A 17,394-nucleotide genomic window follows, 5' to 3' on the forward strand; every position below is an offset into this window, starting at 1 on the left:
TCAGCCAAGGACTATCTGGCTGTATTCTAGCACGCCCATGCGCGGCTGCTTGACACCCCCGCCCCCGCCGCGTATCATCACGCCACACGGTAGCGCAGGCTGGCGCGCAGGGTGAGAGGGCGGGCGATTAGCACAGTTGGTTAGAGCGTATCCTTCACACGGGTGAGGTCGGTGCTTCGAGTCCACCAGCGCCCACCACGTAGGACGCGCGCAGCCCGCTCCGCAAGGCGAGCTGTTGTGAGCCCGCCGATTGCCGCGACTACAGGTAAGCTATCCATGATCACCGCCCTGATCTTCGACTTCGACGGCCTGATCGTCGACACGGAGACGCCCGACTACCGATCTTGGCAGGAGGCCTATGCCGCGCACGGGGTGGTGCTCTCTATGGATGTGTGGGCGCTGAATGTGGGCTCGGGCCATCTCTTCAACCCCTACGACCACCTGGAGGCGCTGATCGGGCGCCCGCTCGACCGGGACGCCGTCCGGCGCGACGTGCGGGCGCGCTTCCGCGAGCTGCTCGGCACGCCCGCGCCGCTGCCGGGGGTGCGCGCCTACCTCAGCGCGGCTGCGGATCTGGGGCTCCAGGTCGGCCTGGCCTCCAGCTCGTCACGGGCCTGGGTGACGGGCTTCTTGGGGCAGCTGGGGCTGCTCGGCCAGTTCGCGGCGATCTGCACCGCCGACGATGTGGCCCGCACGAAGCCCGAGCCCGACCTGTACCTGGCCGCCCTGGCCCGGCTCGGCGTCGCGCCGGCTCGTGCGGTCGCGCTCGAGGACTCGCCCAACGGGGTGCGCGCCGCCCAGGCCGCGGGGATGCGCGGGGTCGCCGTGCCCAACCCGGTGACGCGGCTGACGGACCTCAGCCACGCCGATCTGGTGCTGCCCGGCCTGGACGCGCTCCCGCTGCCGGATCTGCTGGCGCGGCTGGCGGCCCTGCCGTAGCGCGGGCGCGGGTTGCGGCTTGGGCGCGGCGCCCGGCGGCGGGGGAGAAAAGCCTCACACAAAGGCCCCTGGCTTTCGCCAGAGGCCCTTGTGTGAAGGGGGGGGATTTGGGAGATGTGTCGAGTATAATCTTTTTGTCATACCCCCGCAACGCACCAACAGTCCTATTCTTTGAGGTGTTTTTTTGGTACTATCATCCAGGGGCGGTCCTATCTTAGCCTCAGGAGATCTGTGTATGACTGAGATCGACGTGGCGCGCCGCATCGAGGAGCTGCGGGCGACGATCCGCGAGCATAACTACCGCTACTACGTGCTTGACGAGCCGAGCGTCAGCGACGCCGAGTACGATGCGCTGATGCGCGACCTGCGCGCCCTGGAGGTGGCAACCCCCGACCTGCTCAGCCCCGACTCGCCCACCCAGCGCGTCGGCGCGCCGCTGAGCAGCCAGTTTGCCAAGGTGCGCCACCCCCAGCCCATGCTCTCGCTCGGCAACGCCTTCGACGAGGGAGACCTGCGGGCCTGGCGCGAGCGCGTGCTCAAGCTGCTCGGCGAGGACGCCCAGCTGGCCTTTGTGGTCGAGCCGAAGATCGACGGCCTCGCCATCGCCCTCACCTACCGCGACGGCCGCCTCGCCATCGGGGCCACCCGCGGCGACGGCGAGGTCGGCGAGGATGTGACCGCCAACCTGCGCACCGTCGGCGGCCTGCCGATGATGCTGCGCGAGCCGCAGCAGAGGGATGAAGGTAGAAGGATGAAGGATGAAGAAGCTTCATCCTTCATCCTTCTACCTTCATCCTTACCTGGCCTCATCGAGGTCCGCGGCGAGGTCTACATCCGCATCGCCGACTTCGAGGCGCTCAACGACGGCCTGGCCGCCGCCGGCGAGAAGGTCTTCGCCAACGCGCGCAACTCGGCCGCCGGCAGCCTGCGCCAGAAGGACCCGGCCCTCACCGCCGCCCGCCCGCTGCGCTTCTTCGCCTACCAGGTCGGCCCGGTCGAGGGCGTCGAGCTGACCGGCCAGTGGCAGACGCTCCAGTACCTGCGCGCGATCGGCTTCCCGGTGAACCGCGACGCCCGCCGCTTCACGGATTTTGAGGCGGTGCTGGCCTACTGCCGCGAGTGGATGGCCCGCCGCGACAGCCTAGAGTATGAGGCCGACGGGATCGTGGTCAAGATCGACGACTTCGCCCAGCAGCGCGAGCTCGGCGTGGTCGGCCGCGACCCGCGCTGGGCGATCGCCTACAAGTTCCCCGCCCGCGAGGCCACCACCCGCCTGCTCAACATCTCGGTCAACGTCGGGCGCACCGGCGTCGTCACCCCCGGCGCCGAGCTGGAGCCCGTGCTGATCGGCGGGGTCACGGTGCGTAACGCCAGCCTGCACAACGCCGACTATATCGCCGAGCGCGACATCCGCGTCGGCGACTATGTGATGGTCAAGCGGGCCGGCGATGTGATCCCCTATGTGATCGGCCCGATCCTCAGCCGGCGCGACGGCAGCGAGCAGCCCTGGAGCTTCCCCGAGCGCTGCCCGGCCTGCGACACGCCCCTGGAGCGGGTCGAGGGCGAGGCGGCCTGGCGCTGCCCGAACTTCGGCATCTGCCCGGCCCAGCTGGTGCGCCGGGTCGAGCACTTCGTCAGCCGGGGCGCCCTCGACATCGTCGGGATCGGCGAGAAGCAGGCCGAGCTCTTCGTCGGCGCCGGCCTGATCGCCGATGTGGCCGACCTCTACGCCCTGCGGGCCGAGCAGTTCGCCGGCATGGAGGGCTTCGGCCCGAAGAAGATCGCCAACCTGCTCGCGGCCATCGAGGAGTCGAAGGCCCGCCCGCTCGACCGGCTGCTGGTCGGGCTGGGCATCCGCTTCGTCGGCAGCGTGGCCGCCCAGGATCTGGCCCGCCACTTCGGCGGCCTCGACGCGATCATCGCCGCCGGCCAGGCCGACCTGGAGACGATCGACGGGGTCGGCCCGGTGGTCGCGGCCAGCGTGGTGGACTTCTTCCAGCACCCCGAGAACCGGGCGCTGGTCGAGAAGCTGCGCGCCGCCGGGCTGACACTCACGGGCGGCGCGCCCCGCGAGCGAAGGGGCGATGGCCTCGCCGGCAAGACCTTTGTGCTCACCGGGACGCTGCCGACGCTGACCCGCGAGCAGGCCGCCGAGCTGATCGTCGCCCACGGCGGCAAGGTCAGCGAGAGCGTCAGCAAGAAGACGAGCTATGTGGTGGCGGGGGCCAGCGCCGGCAGCAAGCTGGCCAAGGCCACGCAGCTCGGCGTGCAGGTGCTCGATGAGGCCGGGCTGCTGGGGCTGGTGGGGGCGGCGGGAGCTGAGGGTTGGGGGCTGGGGGTTGGGGATCCGGATGCAGGTGGTGAGGAGCAGGAGGGCGGGGGCCAACTTGGCCTCGATCTGTAGGCCTGATCGACGTCTCCTATCACAAAGGCTGTTACGTGAGCGAGCTCAACATCCTTCAGGTGGGCGACATCGTCCACGAGCGCTACCGCATCCTCGCGCCGATCGGGCGCGGCGGTATGGGCGCGGTGTATCTGGCCGAGGACATCCGGCTGAGCAGCCAGGTCGCGCTCAAGCAGCTCCTCGTCGGCGGCGCCCAGCTCGATAGGGCCTTCGAGCGCGAGGCCAAGCTGCTGGCCAACCTGCGCCACCCGGCCCTGCCCGTGGTGAGCGACTACTTCGCTGACGCGGGCGGGCAGTTCCTGGTGATGCAGCACATCCCCGGCGACGATATGGCGGCCCTGCTCGCCCGGCGCGGCGGGCCGCTGCCCGTCGACCAGGTGCTCACCTGGGCCGGGGCGCTGCTGGATGCCCTGGAGTACCTGCACGGCCAGAGCCCGCCGGTCATCCACCGCGACATCAAGCCGCAGAATATGAAGCTCACCCCGCGCGGCGAGGTCTTCCTGATCGACTTCGGCCTGGCTCGCGGCGCGGCGGTGATGCAGACCCGCATCACCAGCGGGGGGAGCCTGCTGGCCTATACGCCGGCCTACGCGCCCATGGAGCAGATCCAGGGCGGGGCCGCCGAGGCCCGCAGCGACCTCTACGCCCTGGCGGCCACCCTGCACCATCTGCTCACCGGGGCCGTGCCGCCCAGCGCCCTCGACCGGGCGGCGGCGATCGTCGCCGGCCGCCCCGACCCGCTGCGCCCCGTCGCCGAGCTGAACCCGCTGCTCCCCCCCCACCTGAGCGCGGCGATCAGCGCCGGCCTCGCGATGGCGATCGCCCAGCGCCCGCCCAGCGCCGCAGCGATGCGCGCCGCGCTGATGGCCGCGCCGGCCGCCCCGGCAGTGACGGGCGCGACCATCCACCCGACCGGCGCGCCTCCGCCCGACCGGGCCGGCGCGCCGATCTGGCTCTGGGCGACTCTGGGCGTCCTCGCTGCGCTGCTGGTGCTGGCGGTGGGCGTCTGGCTGCTGCGGCCGGCGCGGCCTGCGGCGCTTGCCGACACCAGCGTCGCGCCCACGCAGGCTCTGGCATCTACCGAGGCGCCCACCGAGGCGCCCACCGAGGTGTCCAGCGCCGTCGCGCCCACTGCGGTGCCAGCGCAGGAGCCAGCCGCGCCCAAGGATCCGCCTGCGCCAACCGAGGCGCCCAGCCCGACGCCGGGCAGCATCGTCGCCCAGCCAGTCGCGGCGGCACCCGTCGCCGCCCAGCCGCCCGCCTCGCCCCTGCTCCTGCGCGACAGCTTCGATAGCCCGTCGGGCGGCTGGGACCCGGCCTACAGCAGCGAGAACGGCAGCAACGGCTATGACTCGGGCGGCTACCGCTTCAGCGTGGCCCGCACGCCCGACTGGATGATGTGGGACGTCGACGCGCGCCCGGCGGCCTACGGCGATGCGACCTACAGCGTGGATGTGACGCTGCTGGACGGCGCGGGCAAGCTGGGGATATTTCTGGCCTACAGCGGCGAGGCGGCGGCCCCTGACTCGGCCAGCTACTACCGGGTGGTGGTGGGCAGCGATGGCCGGCTCGACCGGATCGAGCGCCGGGCGGGCGGCGCGCTCGGCTCCCTGGAAATCAGCCGCCCAGCCGAGGCGACGCCCTTCGTGATCGGGGTGGCCCGCAGGCTGAGCGTGCGCCAGGAGGTCGGCCAGCTCGTGGTGTCGCTCGATGGACAGGAGATCGGGCGGGCAGCGGGCGGCGGCCTGGGGCCGGGGCGGGTCGGCCTCTTCGGCGAGAGCGGCGCCGGGGTGGTGAGCGTGCGCTACGATAACCTGGAGGTCGTTAGGCTGCGCTGATCGCGCATCGGAGAGGGGTCTGTGCCAGCGAAGCTGGCACAGACCCCTCTCCGATATTTCACATCGCCTCCATGCGGGCGACCCACTGCTGCGGGCTGCGGACCTCCTCCATCGTCGGCAGGTACTCGACGCGCTCCCAGACCCGGGCGGCGAAGGCGATCCCGCGGGCCTCGACCACCGCGTTGACGAAGGCCTCGCCCTGCTGGTACTGGGCCAGCTTCAGGTCCATGCCGGTGAGCCGGTTGAAGAGCTGATCGACCAGCGTGCGCGTCTGCTGGCGCTGGGCGATGCGGTGCTCGATGTCGTCGAAGCTGGGCAGCAGCTGGCGGCCGACGGCGTTCATCACATGGTTGCCGTAGCCCTCGATCAGCGACATAAGCGCCTGGAGCTGGTTGAAGATCACCCGCTGCTGCGGCGTCTGCACGACCTCGATCCAGTGGGTGCCGGTGCCGACGCTCTGGGCTATCCGCCCGGCCAGCTGGACAAGGCCGCTGCCCAGGCTCTCAAGCTGGGTGCTGAGCTGGTCGAAGTACTGCTGGAGCAGGTCGTTGAAGTGGGCGCGCACCCAGGGGTAGGCCTCGAACTCGAAGACGTGGGTCGTCTCGTGGAGGGCGATCCAGAGCCGGTAGTCCTCGTCGTTCAGGCCGAGGCCGGCCTGCACCCGGCTGATGTTGGCCTCGACATAGTAGAGCGCGCCGCGGGTGTTCGGGTCGGGCGAGAGCAGGCTCAGGTCATACTGGCCGAGCACGCGGCGGGCCAGAAAGCCTAGCAGCACGCCGATCTGGGTGCCGAGCACCTTGCTGTTCAGTCCGCCCAGCAGCATCGCGAGGGCGCCGCTGGCCCCGCCGTTGCGCTCGTAGATCTCCTCGATCGGTCGGAACAGCTGCTCGAAGGAGATGAAGTTCGCCTCCAGCCACTCGCGGCGGTCGAACACATACACCTGGTTGATCGGCGCGGGCAGCTGCACGCCCAGGTACTCGGCGATCAGCGGCTCGCTCTGCTTCACCAGGCGGGCGTACTGATCGCGGCGGAAGGCCCGGTCGGCGATCGGGGCCTGCTCCCACTGTGAGACGCGCAGGGCCACGCTGCGGGCCTGCTCCCAGTCGATCATCCGGGTGGGCGCGCTCACCTCGCTGCGGGCGCGGGCCTCAATATAGTAACGCGCCGCGGCCCCGGCAGCGACCCCGAGCAGCAGGACCGTGCCGAGCCGGCGCATATCGTTCTCTGGCTTCGCCACTGGCGTATCCTTTCTCTGCGGTAAAACAACCGTAAAGAAAGTGTATCACGCTGCGGCGGGCCTTGTCCACACAAGGGGAGGGTTTCACAGGGCCTAGCTGCCGCCCTCATCATTGATCATCACCGTCGAGCCGCTGCCGTCCTGGGTGATAGTGATTGACAGCTTGCGCCCATCCCTAGTGAACTCCAGCATCGCCATGCCCTCTATGCTGGTTCCATCGCCGGCCGTCCATCCCTGCGCCTCCAGCTCCTTGGTGTAGAAGCTTGCCACCGCGCTGGGCGCATCGGACGTCTTGAATGTCTGCATCTTGCCGAAGGTCATCTGCTCGGTCGCGTCGGCGGGGATGGGGATGTCCGTGGCGGCCTGCTGATCCGCGCACGCCTGCGGCAGCGCGATCTCAGACAGCTGGTTAATCTGGGTGAGGTTGTATTCCCAGGTGAATGTACCCTCGGCGTCCGGGCCGAGAAACATCCCCTTGCCATTTGCCGTGCCCTGGTACTTCACTAGGTAGCCGCCGTCGCTGGCGATCCAGGCGTCGCCCTTCACGTCGCTGCTGCCGGTGAGCCCGATCCCGCCGTCGGCGATCGTGTAGTGGTCGGCCGTGACACCGTTGACCTGCTCACCGCGGTTGACCAGCCTCGCCTTCTCGATGCCGCCGATGATCGCCTCCGGCTTGAAGGCGTCTAGCATCGGCCCCGGGTCCTGCTCGGCTGAACTGAAGGCGATGCACTGCTGGTCGTTGCTTGTGTCGGGTGTGTACATGTAGGATGTGCCGTCGATGCGGAGCATCTCGAATCCTCCCGCCTCGGCTGATCCGCTCTGCATCCAGTTGCCCTGGGGGGCCACGCGGAAGCGCAGGTCGCCGCTCTCGGCGAGGTAATCCTGCGTGTACTCGAGCGCGCCCTGCTTGGTCTCACCGTTCTCGCTGCCCTCGAATGAGATCGTGAAGACGAGGCTGTAGCTCTTGAGCTGATCTAGACCCTGGGCCAGATCGCTCAGGCTCTGCTCCTCCGCCTGCGCGGCGGTCGGCTCGGGGGCGGCGGTCGGCTCGGGGGCGGCGGTCGGCTCGGGGGCGGCGGTCGGCTCGGGGGCGGCGGCGCTTGCCTGAGCTGTGGGCGCATCACCTGCGGGCGCGGCGGGCTTACTGCCACAGGCGGTGAGCGCGGCGGCCAGGGCGATGATCAGGGCAATCTGAAGTCTGTGGGTAATCATGCATGCACCTCGATGGCTTGTATGTCGGAGTGTCTTTACACGAACGAGTGTATCATGGGGCGAGGGGCAATGCAACCCCCCTGCGGTTCCAGCGTGGAGCGTCTACGGCGGCATCCTGAAACCTTGTCTTGATGGAGCTATGCGAGCACGCGCCCCTCGCCCTGGCGGCGGGTGACCTTGCGCTCGTCGAGGCACTCGGCGTCCACCAGGTCGGCCTTGGTGAGGGCGACCACGCCGTGTGTGACGCCGAGCAGGTCGAGGATCGCCAGGTGCTCCTCGGTCTGCGGCATGATCGCCTCGTCGGCGGCGACCACCAGCAGCGCGGCGTCGAGCCCGCCGACGCCGGCGAGCATATTTTTGATGAAGCGCTCGTGGCCGGGCACATCCACCAGGCTGACGCTGCGCCCGCTCGGCAGGGCCATCCAGGCGAAGCCGAGGTCGATCGTCATCTCGCGGCGCTGCTCCTCGGCCAGGCGGTCCGGGTCGATCCCGGTCAGCGCCTTCACCAGGGTGGACTTGCCGTGATCGACGTGGCCGGCGGTTCCGATGACATACATAATTAATGTTGAATGTTGAATGTTGAGTGTTGAATGGTTTGCGACAGCAAACCCTACGACCACATGGTATCATTGCTACGTTCTGCATTCAACATTCAACATCCAACATTCAGCATTATGCAAGAAGCTCTCGCCCATCTGCGCGCCGCCGACCCGGTGCTCTCCGCCGTGATCGACGCGGTGGGGCCGTACGAGCTCACGCCAGGCACCCACGGCTTCCATACGCTGGTCGACGCGATCGTCTCGCAGCAGATCTCGGTCAAGGCGGCGGCGGCGATCATGTCTCGGCTGGAGGCGCTGCTCGGTGAGGTGGTGCCCGCGCGCATCCTGGCCGTTGATCCCGATGCGCTGCGGGCGGTCGGGCTGTCGGGCCAGAAGGTGCGCTACCTGTGTGACCTGGCCGAGCGGGCGGCCGTAGGCTCCCTCGACCTGGCCGCCCTGCCCGATCTTGATGACGACGCGGTGGTCGCCCAGCTCACGGCGGTGAAGGGCATCGGCCGCTGGACCGCCGAGATCTACCTGATGTTCGCCCTCGGCCGGCCCGACGTGCTCCCCGCCGACGACCTTGGCCTGCGCTACGCGGTGCAGCAGTTCTACGATCTGCCGGCCCCGCCGCCGCCCGCTGAGGTGCGCCGGATCGGCGAGCTGTGGCGCCCGTACCGCAGCGTGGCCAGCTGGTACCTCTGGCGCGGCAGGCGGATGTTATAAAAATATGGTTTATGCTATGATATGTACATTCTCCCCGGCCTGATGGAGGGCTCATGGCACGACATGATGGGCGCATGCCCGACGAGCTGCGCACGATCGAGATCATCCCGGGCTACGCGCCGTACGCCGAGGGCTCGGCCCTGATCGCCTTCGGCAACACGCGGGTGCTCTGCGCGGCCAGCCTGGAGGATCATGTGCCGGGCTGGCTGCGCGGCCAGGGGCGCGGCTGGGTGAGCGGCGAGTACGCGCTGCTGCCGCGCTCGACCCACACCCGCACCCGGCGCGAGCGCACCGGCGCCGGCGGGCGCACCCAGGAGATCCAGCGCCTGATCGGCCGCGCCCTGCGCGCCGCCGTGAGCCTGGAGGCGCTCGGCGAGCGCCTGATCACCATCGACTGCGACGTCCTCCAGGCCGATGGCGGCACCCGCACGGCGGCGATCACCGGCGGCTATGTGGCCCTGGCCCTGGCCCTGCGCAAGCTCCAGGCCGAGGGCCGGCTGCCCGGCGACCCGCTGGCGCGCGCGGTGGCCGCCGTCAGCGTCGGCGTGGTCGGCGGCGAGCTGCTGCTCGACCTCGACTATAGCGAGGATAGCTGCGCCGAGATGGACTGTAACGTGGTGCAGACCGATAGCGGCGCCTTTGTCGAGGTTCAGGGGACGGCCGAGGGCGCCCCGGTGGAGCGGGCTCAGCTGGACGCGCTGCTCGATCTGGCTGGGCGGGGGGTCCGCCAGCTGATCGCGGCCCAGCGGGCGGCGCTTGACGCCGCGCCCTGATGGCGGATCGTCTCGGCATGGAGTCGGCACTGCGGGTGTGCGAATGACCCCTTCGTCAGCGGTGATGGGCGAGGAAGCGCCCCAGATCCACGAGGAGGCCAGGGATGCAGGAAGAACACAACCGTGAGGCTGGTCTGCGCCACCTTCAGCGCGGCCAGGCCCTCGAGCGCTCAAACCGCATCTCCGAGGCAGTTGATGCCTACCGGCGCTCGATCGAGAGCTACCCCTACCTGTCCGAGGCCCACAACGCCCTCGGCTTCTACTACCAGCGCAGCGGGCTGCTCGCCAAGGCCGCCGATGAGTTCCGCACCGTCGCCAACCTCGCGAACGATTTCCTGTCCTACTTCAACCTCGGCTATATCCTCGTGGAGCTTGAGCACTACGATGATGCCCTGGACGCCTTTGGGCACTGCCTCAGCTTCGACTCTCAGGACTCCGCGACACACTTCGAGATGGCGCTGATCCACTATGCGCGCGGCAGCTATGATGCGGCCCTCACCCACCTCCAGCAGCCGCTGCGCAGCTACCCCGACGACTGGGAGATCTATAACCTGGTTGGCAAGTGCCACCTGGGGCTGCGCCGCTACGACGAGGCGATGAGCGCGTTTGGCCGCTCGCTGCTGCTGGCGAACGGCCCGCAGGCCCAGGTTGAGCTGCTGGATAACATCAACACTGTCGAGCGCTACCGCGAGTTCCGCAACCTCTCCACCGTGAAAGACCAGCTCTACGCGCAGGATGGCGTGGTCTACCTCGGGTCGGCCCAGGATGATGGCCTGGAGGTGCGCGAGGTTCAGAACTTCCACTTCACCTACCCCGATATTGGCACGACGCTCCAGCGCCTGATCGCCCTGATCAAGAGCACACAGTGGAGCTTCACCGCTATTGTCTGCGCCGATACGCTTACGCGGCCGTTGGCTGACGCCCTTGAGTCGCTGCTGGCGCTCCCGCAGCGCAGCGTCGATCAGCTGGGGCCTGATGATCGCGCGATCCTGCTGATCGCGGTGGCGCGTGAGGCCGAGCTGCTGCTGCTCACGGTGGAGCGCCTCCCCTGCTCGGTTACGACCTTCTGCCTCGCGCTGAACTGGCTGCGCCATAACAAGGTGCTGCCTGACCTGATCGGTATCACGGCCCACGGGACGTGCAGTGTGCCCTGGGAGCCCGGGCTGCGCCGTCTGCGCGCCGACGGCGCCCCCACAGAGCGCATCGACGCATGTGTCTCTGTGGCCGCCCAGCAGATCGCTCGGGCTGTCAGCGAGACGCCGATCGATCCGAACCTCCCGCGCCAGATCCGCTACTACACCCGCAGCCACCGCAAGGTCAACGTTAAGCCGCAGTAGGGGGTTGGGGGTTGGGGTTGGGGGTTGCGTGATACCCGAAATCGTGTTAGTATAATACACGATTTCGGCAGTGCATAGCGCCCTGCGCAACCCCTAACTCCCAACCCCTATGATCCGACTCGGCTTCGCAGTGCGGGTGGTCGGCCGGCCCGGCCTCGGCGGCGGGCGCCCGGCGCACTTGAGCGTCGGCCTCGCCCGGCTGGGGGATGTGCTCGGCTACCTCGATCATATTGGCGTGCGCTTCTACCGCATCGCGGCGGGCACGCTCGCCCCCGGCGCGATCGGCCAGCTCGACGAGTGCGCCGCGCAGCTCGACGCCATGGCGCTGCGCCTGGCCACCTCGGGCACCCGGCTGACCGCCCACCTCGACCATGGGGTCGCCCTCGGCTGCGCCGACGACCTGCGGGCGGCGGCGGGCCTGTCCGATGTGGAGGCGGCGGCAGCTCTCCTGGAGCGGCTCGACGCTCGCCGCCCCGGCGGGGCCGTGGAGGGCACTCTGGTGGTGCATGTGGGCGGCCCGGCCGACGACCCGTCAACCCTGGATCGCTTCGCCGCGCGCCACCGGGCGCTCTCGGTGCGGGCGCGGGCGCGCCTGGCGGTTGAGCACGACAGCGCCGGCCACAGCCTGGGCCAGCTGCTCGCCCTGCACCGGCGCTGCGGCGCGCCGGTCGTCTTCGACGCTCTGCACTGGGAGATCTGGAACCCCGAGGCCATCCCGCTCGGCCTGGCCCTGGGCCTGGCCCTGGCCACCTGGCCTGCCGGCGCGCGCCCTGAGGTTCACCTGAGCAGCCCGCGCAGCGAGGCCCACCTGCTGCCGGCCCGCGCCGGCCGCCCCGCCGCCGTCTTGCCGCCGCGCCCCGGCCAGCACGCCGACTTTATCGACGCCGGGGCGCTCCAGCGGCTGCTGGCCGCCGCGCGCGGGCTGCCGGCCTTCGACCTTATGCTGGAGGCGAAGGCGGGCGACCTGGCCCTGCTGCGGCTGCGCGCCGAGATCGCTCGCCGCGCCCCTGGCCTTGCGCTGGCCCTCGGGTAGGTGATTGCAGATTGCAGATTGCAGATTGCAGATTGGGCTTAGCCCTCTCTGATGCGCTATGTCGTTATGGGTCATGCTATAATGCTGCCGATTGGGCGCACCCGCAGACGCTGTGCCCAATCACAATCAAAAATTTGCAATCTACAATCTGCAATCGCATGAAGGAGCTGTCTGTGAGTCAGTCACGCCCACCCCGTCAGAAGCAGCAGCCGCCGGCCGCGCCGGCGAGCTCGATGCCCGGCATTGTCTCGGCTGCTGTGGTGCTCCTCGTCCTCGGGATCGTCGCTGGCCTGCTCGTTAGCCGCGCTGGATCGACAGCCGCCCAGCCGGTCGGCCGGGTCGATAACGGCCTGGCGATGACGATCGACCCGGCGAAGAAGTATACCGCCACCATCGAGACGCCCCGCGGCAATATTGTGATCGAGCTGCTGCCCGACATCGCCCCGCAGACGGTGAACAACTTCGTCTTCCTGTCGCGCAATAACTTCTACAACGGCCTGACCTGGCACCGCGTGCTCCAGGGCTTCATGGCACAGGGCGGCGACCCGCAGGGCGACGGCACCGGCGGGCCGGGCTACTCCATCCCCGCCGAGTTCACCGACAAGATCCTCTACGACCAGCCCGGGATGGTGGCCATGGCCCGATCCAACGACCCGGATAGCGCCGGATCGCAGTTCTTCATCACCACCGCCCCGGCCACCTTCCTGAATAGCCAGTATACGATCTTCGGCCGGGTCATCCAGGGCCAGAATATCGTCGATGGCATCCCACTGCGCGACCCGCAGAACCCTGCGGACACGGCGAAGCCCGGCGAGACGATCCTCGGCATCACGATCAGCGAGCAATAACCACGAATAGCCACGAATGAGCGAATGGTGCCATTCGCTCATTCGTGGCTATTCGTTTACTTCTTCCGGCCGAACAGGCCTCGCCGCTTCGGAGGCTCCACCGTTTTGCGCAGCGAGTCGAGGTCCAAGTCCAGGCCTGCTGGCGGCGGCTCCTCGGGGAGCTTCAGCTTCTCCTGGGCGGCCAGCTCGCTCAGCGAGATGCGTTTGCCTGGGGGGGCCTGAGGGGCATCTGCCGCGACCACCGCAGGCTCCCTCGGCTCCGAGGGCGGTGTGGTCGGCCGGGGCATGGCGACCTCAGGCGGCGCGGCGGAGGGCATGCTCACCGCCGGGCGATGCTCGACATAGGGGCTCGCCCCGTGCTCTGCGCCGAGAGCCACCAGCCACTCCCAGATCTTCAGGCAGCGCTCGCGGCTATCTGCTGGGAGCTGTATCGGACGTCCGCGCGCATCGATGACGACCCCCAGCGCGCTCCCGGCGATCCCCGCCGGGTCGGATGTCACCACCTCGCCGGGGGCCGCGCGCCCAATCCGCACATCTGGTGCCGGGCGCAGGGTCAGCTGCGCGTAGCGCCCCGGGCTCAGCGGCAGGCGGAGCAGCTCGCCGTGTCGCACCGTGTGCCGCGTGGTCTTTCCTCCAACCACGCTCAGCTCCAGCTCAAGGGCCGCCTCGCCGGGCCTCCCGTCGCCGATCGGCGTCACACAGGTGGCCAGCGGCGTGTTGCTGCGTAGGTCGCGGTCAAAGATCGTGACGGCCGTCACCGGGTCGAGGGCCGCGAGCGCGCCCATGGCCGGGACGAGGCCGAGGCTGTCCAGGTGAATATCGAGGATGGGCTGCCCCTGGTTGGCCCCGGGCTGCGTGGCGTCGAGGATGGCCAGCAGCGCCATCCCGGGGTGTGGCGCATGGGCGAGCGGGCCGCCACAGGCGATCAGCCAGTCGTAGTCATCAGGGGCGATCTCATCGCGCAGGGCCGCAATCGCCATGCTGATCGCCTCGCGTGCGAGGGCCAGGTCGATCGCGAGATCCTCCGGGCTCGCCGGGAGCAGGTGCGGGCGAAGCTGCTTGTTCAGCAGGCGGTGGATGAGGTCTGCGTCGCTGATAGGGAAGGGCAGCCAGCGTGCGATCGCGGCCACGCCGCGCTCCGCCAGGATATTCGACAGCCCATAGGCCACGCCGCAGGTGCCGAGCACCGCCGGGTGGAAGCGGCCGGGCGCGGCGTAGAATGCCGAGCTGCTGCTCGCGCCGCTGTCGATCATCAGCACATGGCGCTCTGCGTGCTCGGCGACAAAGCGTGTCACGAGGCCCGAGACATCGCAGACCGTCCGGATCGGCGCGCGGCTCATCCGGCGCAGCCCGGCGATGCCGGGGAGCCGCGGCAGGATCTGCTTCTCGTACAGCCGGCTCAGCTCCTGCCGCGCCGGCTCCAGGTACTCCTTGTCGAGGGAGGGGCGCAGGTTGTCGACCACAAAGATCTCGGCCCGGTCCGAGAGCGCCTCGACCACGCGCTCGCGGGCGTCGCTATTGCCGGCGTAGATCACTGGCCGGGCGGTGATGTCTTGGCGCTGCTGCCCGCTGCTGTCGACCGTCGTGCTTACCGCCGTCAGGCCGACGATATGGGCCAGCCGGTTCACTGCGTCCACCGCGCCGTGCTCAAGGCCGCCGGCGATCAGCACCGCGTCCGGCCGTAGGCTCAGCAGCGACTGCACCTGGCGCTCGATCCACGAGAGGTCGCTGGCGTTCACCATCTGCTGGCCCGCGGCGTCATCGAGGGTGACTGCCTGGAGCAGCGCGGTGTAGGTGGCGTGGCTCGCGTGGATGGCGCTGCGGGCCGACACATCGGCGGCGATCGCGGTGATCACCAGGGTCATCGGGCCAGCGGCGCTCGTCACCACCACCAGCTGATTGATCCCGTCGTTGTCGCTGCCCTGGGGCATGATCAGCTGGCCCTCGCGCAGCAGCAGCCTCCCGGTAAGCTCCGATATCTGCGCCGTGGCCGCCAGCACCGCATAGAGCGCGTTCTGATAGGGCGGCTCGACACTGCTGCTTGTCTCGGCGTGGCTTATCATACGGCTCTCGCCGTCCACCTGATCGACCAGCGTCACTCTGGTGATCAGGCTGCCTATCTCAGCGACGAGCACCGATCCTAATGTGTCAGTCATAGATCCTCTGATAGCCGATAGCCAATAGCCGATAGCCGATAGGGCACTGTGCCACAGTGCGTATGCATCCTTATGGCTATCGGTCATCGGCTATCGGCTATTGTCGATTAGACAAGGCTTCAGAGCGCTTTACAGCTTGGTGTAGCGTAGGGCGTCCCAATGCGCAATCCCTGCCACCTGTCGCCTGCCGCCTGAAACCTTGTCTTAGCCAAAGAGGCTGCGCACCCAGCCGACGATAAACCCCAGCCGCTCATTCAGCGCAGTCAGGTAGGTCAGCAGTCCGCCGGCGAGGAAGAACCCGAAGGCGATCATCAGCAGCCAGCGGCCGATCTGTGCGCCGATGGACACTACCCGGCCTGCAGGTGTCTTACGGGGGACGGTGAAGTAAAAGTAGCACAGGGTGAGCACCACGCCGAGCACCAGCAGGACGACGCCGACAGCCTGGATCGGATCGCTGCCGATGGGCCGCGCCGAGTCCTGTAGCTGTGGGACGAGCGTGCCCACGAGCGCGCCGCCGAGCGCGAGCGCCGCCCCAACCCCAAAGATGAGCGCAAGCGGAATGTTCGCCACCCAGGAGATCTGCTGCCGGCTGGAGATCCGTGCGAGCAGTAAGATGCTGAGCAGGTAGGGCATCAGGATTGCCCCCAGCGCAACTGGGTCATTCAGCGCCGCGATCGCCGCCACTGCGTTTGGCCGCAGCACCTGGTGGTAGATCACTACGAAGGCGTAGCCAAGCGAGACGCCGACGAAGAGGTACTGCACAACGCGGAAGACGGGGTTATCCCCCAGCAGGCGGCTGAAGACCATAAGGGTCAGCACGACGCCCACGAGGCCAGTGGTCAGGCTCGCGATATCGCCGCTCACTCGGCACCTCGTCGCGATCTACGGGCGCGATCTAGGGCTATGCCGAGACCGCCGCCCATCAGCAGAATCACAAAGGTTAGCACGGCCAGCGACTGCTGCCCGGTTGTGCGGGCGGTGGCGGCGCTGTCGGCATCTGACGCGATGGCGTTCATCGCGAGCGCGCCCTGGAGGCCTGCGAGGTGGTAGACATTGTCCATGCGCAGATAGGGCTGCGCCATGGGCTCTGCCTCCTGAGGCATGAGGAAGGTGATCGGCACCTTGGGCGCCGCTGTATGCACCTGCTCCATCCAGACCTGCACGTCCTGTGGCTGGTCGCCCATCACGATGATCATCGAGAGATCGCTGATCGTGCTCACGCGGGGCGTCCCGTCGAAGTTCATCGCCAGGAGCGTCTCAGTTGTGTCCTGGCCCTCAAAGTCCGACCTGAGCTCGGCGCGCAGGTCCTGTGCGAGGCGACGCAGCGCCAGCTCACCGCCTGGCCGGTAGCCGAGCAGGACGTAGTCGCGCCCGCCGAAGGCTTTGCCGTCAGGGTCGATGTTATAGCCGGCGGCCCGCAGCGGCCCGCGCAGGTCGAAGAGAAGGAGCGTACCCTGGAGATCGGTGCTGAGGAGAATCAGCTTGGTCTTCTTTTTGATCAGCTGGGAGGTGACCGCCTGCTCCAGGGGGCGCAGCTCAGCCGATCGCTGGGCGTTCCACTCGTAGGCGATCAGAACGACATCATCTGGGCCGAGGCTGGCGAGCTTCTGCTCTAGCGCTATGGCCCCCGGCGCTGTCAGCGTGGTCGTCTGAAATGGCGTGGTGATCTGGGGCACGATCAGACCGACCAGGAGTATGATGGCCAGCAGCGCATAGAGCACTCTGTCCAGGCCGATCTTCTGCCACCGTGACAGCGGCGCGGGCGCGGGCTGGGCGATGGGGGCCGGGTAGGGTGAGCGCACCAGCTGTCCCAATAGCTCCACGGCCTTGATCTGCTCGGGGCTGAGCTCGTACGTCTTGCGCGTAGGCGCTACGAGCGGCACGGCTGCCTGATCGCTGCTTGCTGCGGATTCGCTCTCGCCGCCATCCTCAGCTATGCCAAGGCGGGTGAGCCAGTCGAGCGCCTGCCCCTCAACGCTGCCCGAGGGCAGATCTGGCTCCGCAGGCCGCAGCCAGCCCGGGAGATCCGCACCTTTGAAGAAGTCGTCGCCTTCGGCGTCCTCGCTTGTCGATACGCGCCGCCGGGGCTGAGACGCCATCTCATCGGTCTTGGGCGTGCGGGCAGATGTTCGGGCTGGGGGCGGCTCATCTGCGACGCCACGCAGCCACGACGGCAGGCTCATATCGCCGGTGCCTGGCGTGCCAGACGATGCTGCTGGTTCTGATGACGTGCTTGAGAGCCACTCTGGCAGATCCTCAGGGGCGCTTTCGCTCCTAGATCGAGATGGTGCTGCTGCTTCCGGTTGCTGCTCCGCTGAAGTTGCTTCGTCGCGGAGCCATGCGGGGACATCA

The 17,394-nt window shown here is 68.4% G+C and carries 13 protein-coding genes and 1 pseudogene; 8 read left to right on the forward strand and 6 right to left on the reverse strand.

Going from position 1 to position 17,394, the window contains the following annotated elements:
• Window positions 1-276 precede the first annotated feature (276 nt).
• The 3 genes from K2Z83_RS07785 to K2Z83_RS07795 all read left to right on the forward strand — a co-directional run bounded on the left by K2Z83_RS07785 (window position 277) and on the right by K2Z83_RS07795 (window position 5,181).
• Window positions 277-939 carry an HAD family phosphatase gene (locus tag K2Z83_RS07785; RefSeq protein WP_220594615.1) on the forward strand — a complete coding sequence of 221 codons (663 nt, stop codon included), beginning with the start codon at window positions 277-279 and terminating at the stop codon, window positions 937-939.
• 235 nt (window positions 940-1,174) lie between these two features.
• Window positions 1,175-3,343 (forward strand): NAD-dependent DNA ligase LigA, encoded by a 2,169-nt coding sequence (gene ligA, locus K2Z83_RS07790; protein ID WP_220594616.1) that lies wholly within the window; start codon window positions 1,175-1,177, stop codon window positions 3,341-3,343.
• A gap of 35 nt (window positions 3,344-3,378) precedes the next feature.
• Complete coding sequence (locus tag K2Z83_RS07795) at window positions 3,379-5,181, forward strand: protein kinase (RefSeq protein ID WP_370650099.1); 1,803 nt, start codon at window positions 3,379-3,381, stop codon at window positions 5,179-5,181.
• A 58-nt stretch (window positions 5,182-5,239) separates the two neighbouring features.
• Here K2Z83_RS07795 and K2Z83_RS07800 read toward each other — a convergent pair whose 3' ends face one another.
• The 3 genes and pseudogenes from K2Z83_RS07800 to K2Z83_RS07810 all read right to left on the reverse strand — a co-directional run.
• Entirely contained in the window at window positions 5,240-6,418 is a 1,179-nt protein-coding gene (locus K2Z83_RS07800; RefSeq protein ID WP_220594617.1) for a zinc-dependent metalloprotease, read from the reverse strand.
• 93 nt (window positions 6,419-6,511) lie between these two features.
• Window positions 6,512-7,630, reverse strand: coding sequence for a hypothetical protein (locus K2Z83_RS07805; protein WP_220594618.1), 1,119 nt, complete (start codon window positions 7,628-7,630; stop codon window positions 6,512-6,514).
• Window positions 7,631-7,815: 185 nt separating this feature from the next.
• Window positions 7,816-8,187: pseudogene (locus tag K2Z83_RS07810) on the reverse strand (GTP-binding protein); the annotation flags it as partial.
• A gap of 72 nt (window positions 8,188-8,259) precedes the next feature.
• Between K2Z83_RS07810 and K2Z83_RS07815 the strand changes: the two are divergent.
• From K2Z83_RS07815 to K2Z83_RS07835, 5 genes are all read left to right on the forward strand, one after another.
• On the forward strand, window positions 8,260-8,895 hold the full coding sequence (locus K2Z83_RS07815; protein WP_255603537.1) for a DNA-3-methyladenine glycosylase: 636 nt from the start codon (window positions 8,260-8,262) through the stop codon (window positions 8,893-8,895).
• A 53-nt stretch (window positions 8,896-8,948) separates the two neighbouring features.
• Window positions 8,949-9,668, forward strand: a complete 720-nt coding sequence (gene rph / locus K2Z83_RS07820) for a ribonuclease PH (RefSeq protein WP_220594619.1) — start codon at window positions 8,949-8,951, stop codon at window positions 9,666-9,668.
• Window positions 9,669-9,772: 104 nt separating this feature from the next.
• Window positions 9,773-11,005, forward strand: a complete 1,233-nt coding sequence (locus K2Z83_RS07825; protein WP_220594620.1) for a tetratricopeptide repeat protein — start codon at window positions 9,773-9,775, stop codon at window positions 11,003-11,005.
• Between the two features lie 109 nt (window positions 11,006-11,114).
• On the forward strand, window positions 11,115-12,038 hold the full coding sequence (locus K2Z83_RS07830; protein WP_220594621.1) for a UV damage endonuclease UvsE: 924 nt from the start codon (window positions 11,115-11,117) through the stop codon (window positions 12,036-12,038).
• 173 nt (window positions 12,039-12,211) lie between these two features.
• The gene (locus K2Z83_RS07835; protein WP_370650100.1) at window positions 12,212-12,886 is read left to right on the forward strand and encodes a peptidylprolyl isomerase; all 675 of its coding nucleotides are present in this window, start codon (window positions 12,212-12,214) and stop codon (window positions 12,884-12,886) included.
• A 56-nt stretch (window positions 12,887-12,942) separates the two neighbouring features.
• On the opposite strand, the gene K2Z83_RS07840 is transcribed toward K2Z83_RS07835, so the two are convergent.
• The 3 genes from K2Z83_RS07840 to K2Z83_RS07850 all read right to left on the reverse strand — a co-directional run bounded on the left by K2Z83_RS07840 (window position 12,943) and on the right by K2Z83_RS07850 (window position 17,141).
• Window positions 12,943-15,042: a glutamate mutase L gene (locus K2Z83_RS07840; protein WP_220594623.1), complete on the reverse strand. Its 2,100-nt coding sequence runs from the start codon at window positions 15,040-15,042 to the stop codon at window positions 12,943-12,945.
• A 204-nt stretch (window positions 15,043-15,246) separates the two neighbouring features.
• Window positions 15,247-15,906: a hypothetical protein gene (locus tag K2Z83_RS07845; RefSeq protein WP_220594624.1), complete on the reverse strand. Its 660-nt coding sequence runs from the start codon at window positions 15,904-15,906 to the stop codon at window positions 15,247-15,249.
• Entirely contained in the window at window positions 15,903-17,141 is a 1,239-nt protein-coding gene (locus K2Z83_RS07850) for a hypothetical protein (protein ID WP_220594625.1), read from the reverse strand. Before K2Z83_RS07850 ends, K2Z83_RS07845 begins: the two co-directional genes overlap by 4 nt.
• Window positions 17,142-17,394 lie beyond the last annotated feature (253 nt).

This window comes from Oscillochloris sp. ZM17-4 (assembly GCF_019599295.1).
In the GTDB taxonomy this organism is placed as follows: Bacteria; Chloroflexota; Chloroflexia; order Chloroflexales; family Chloroflexaceae; genus Oscillochloris.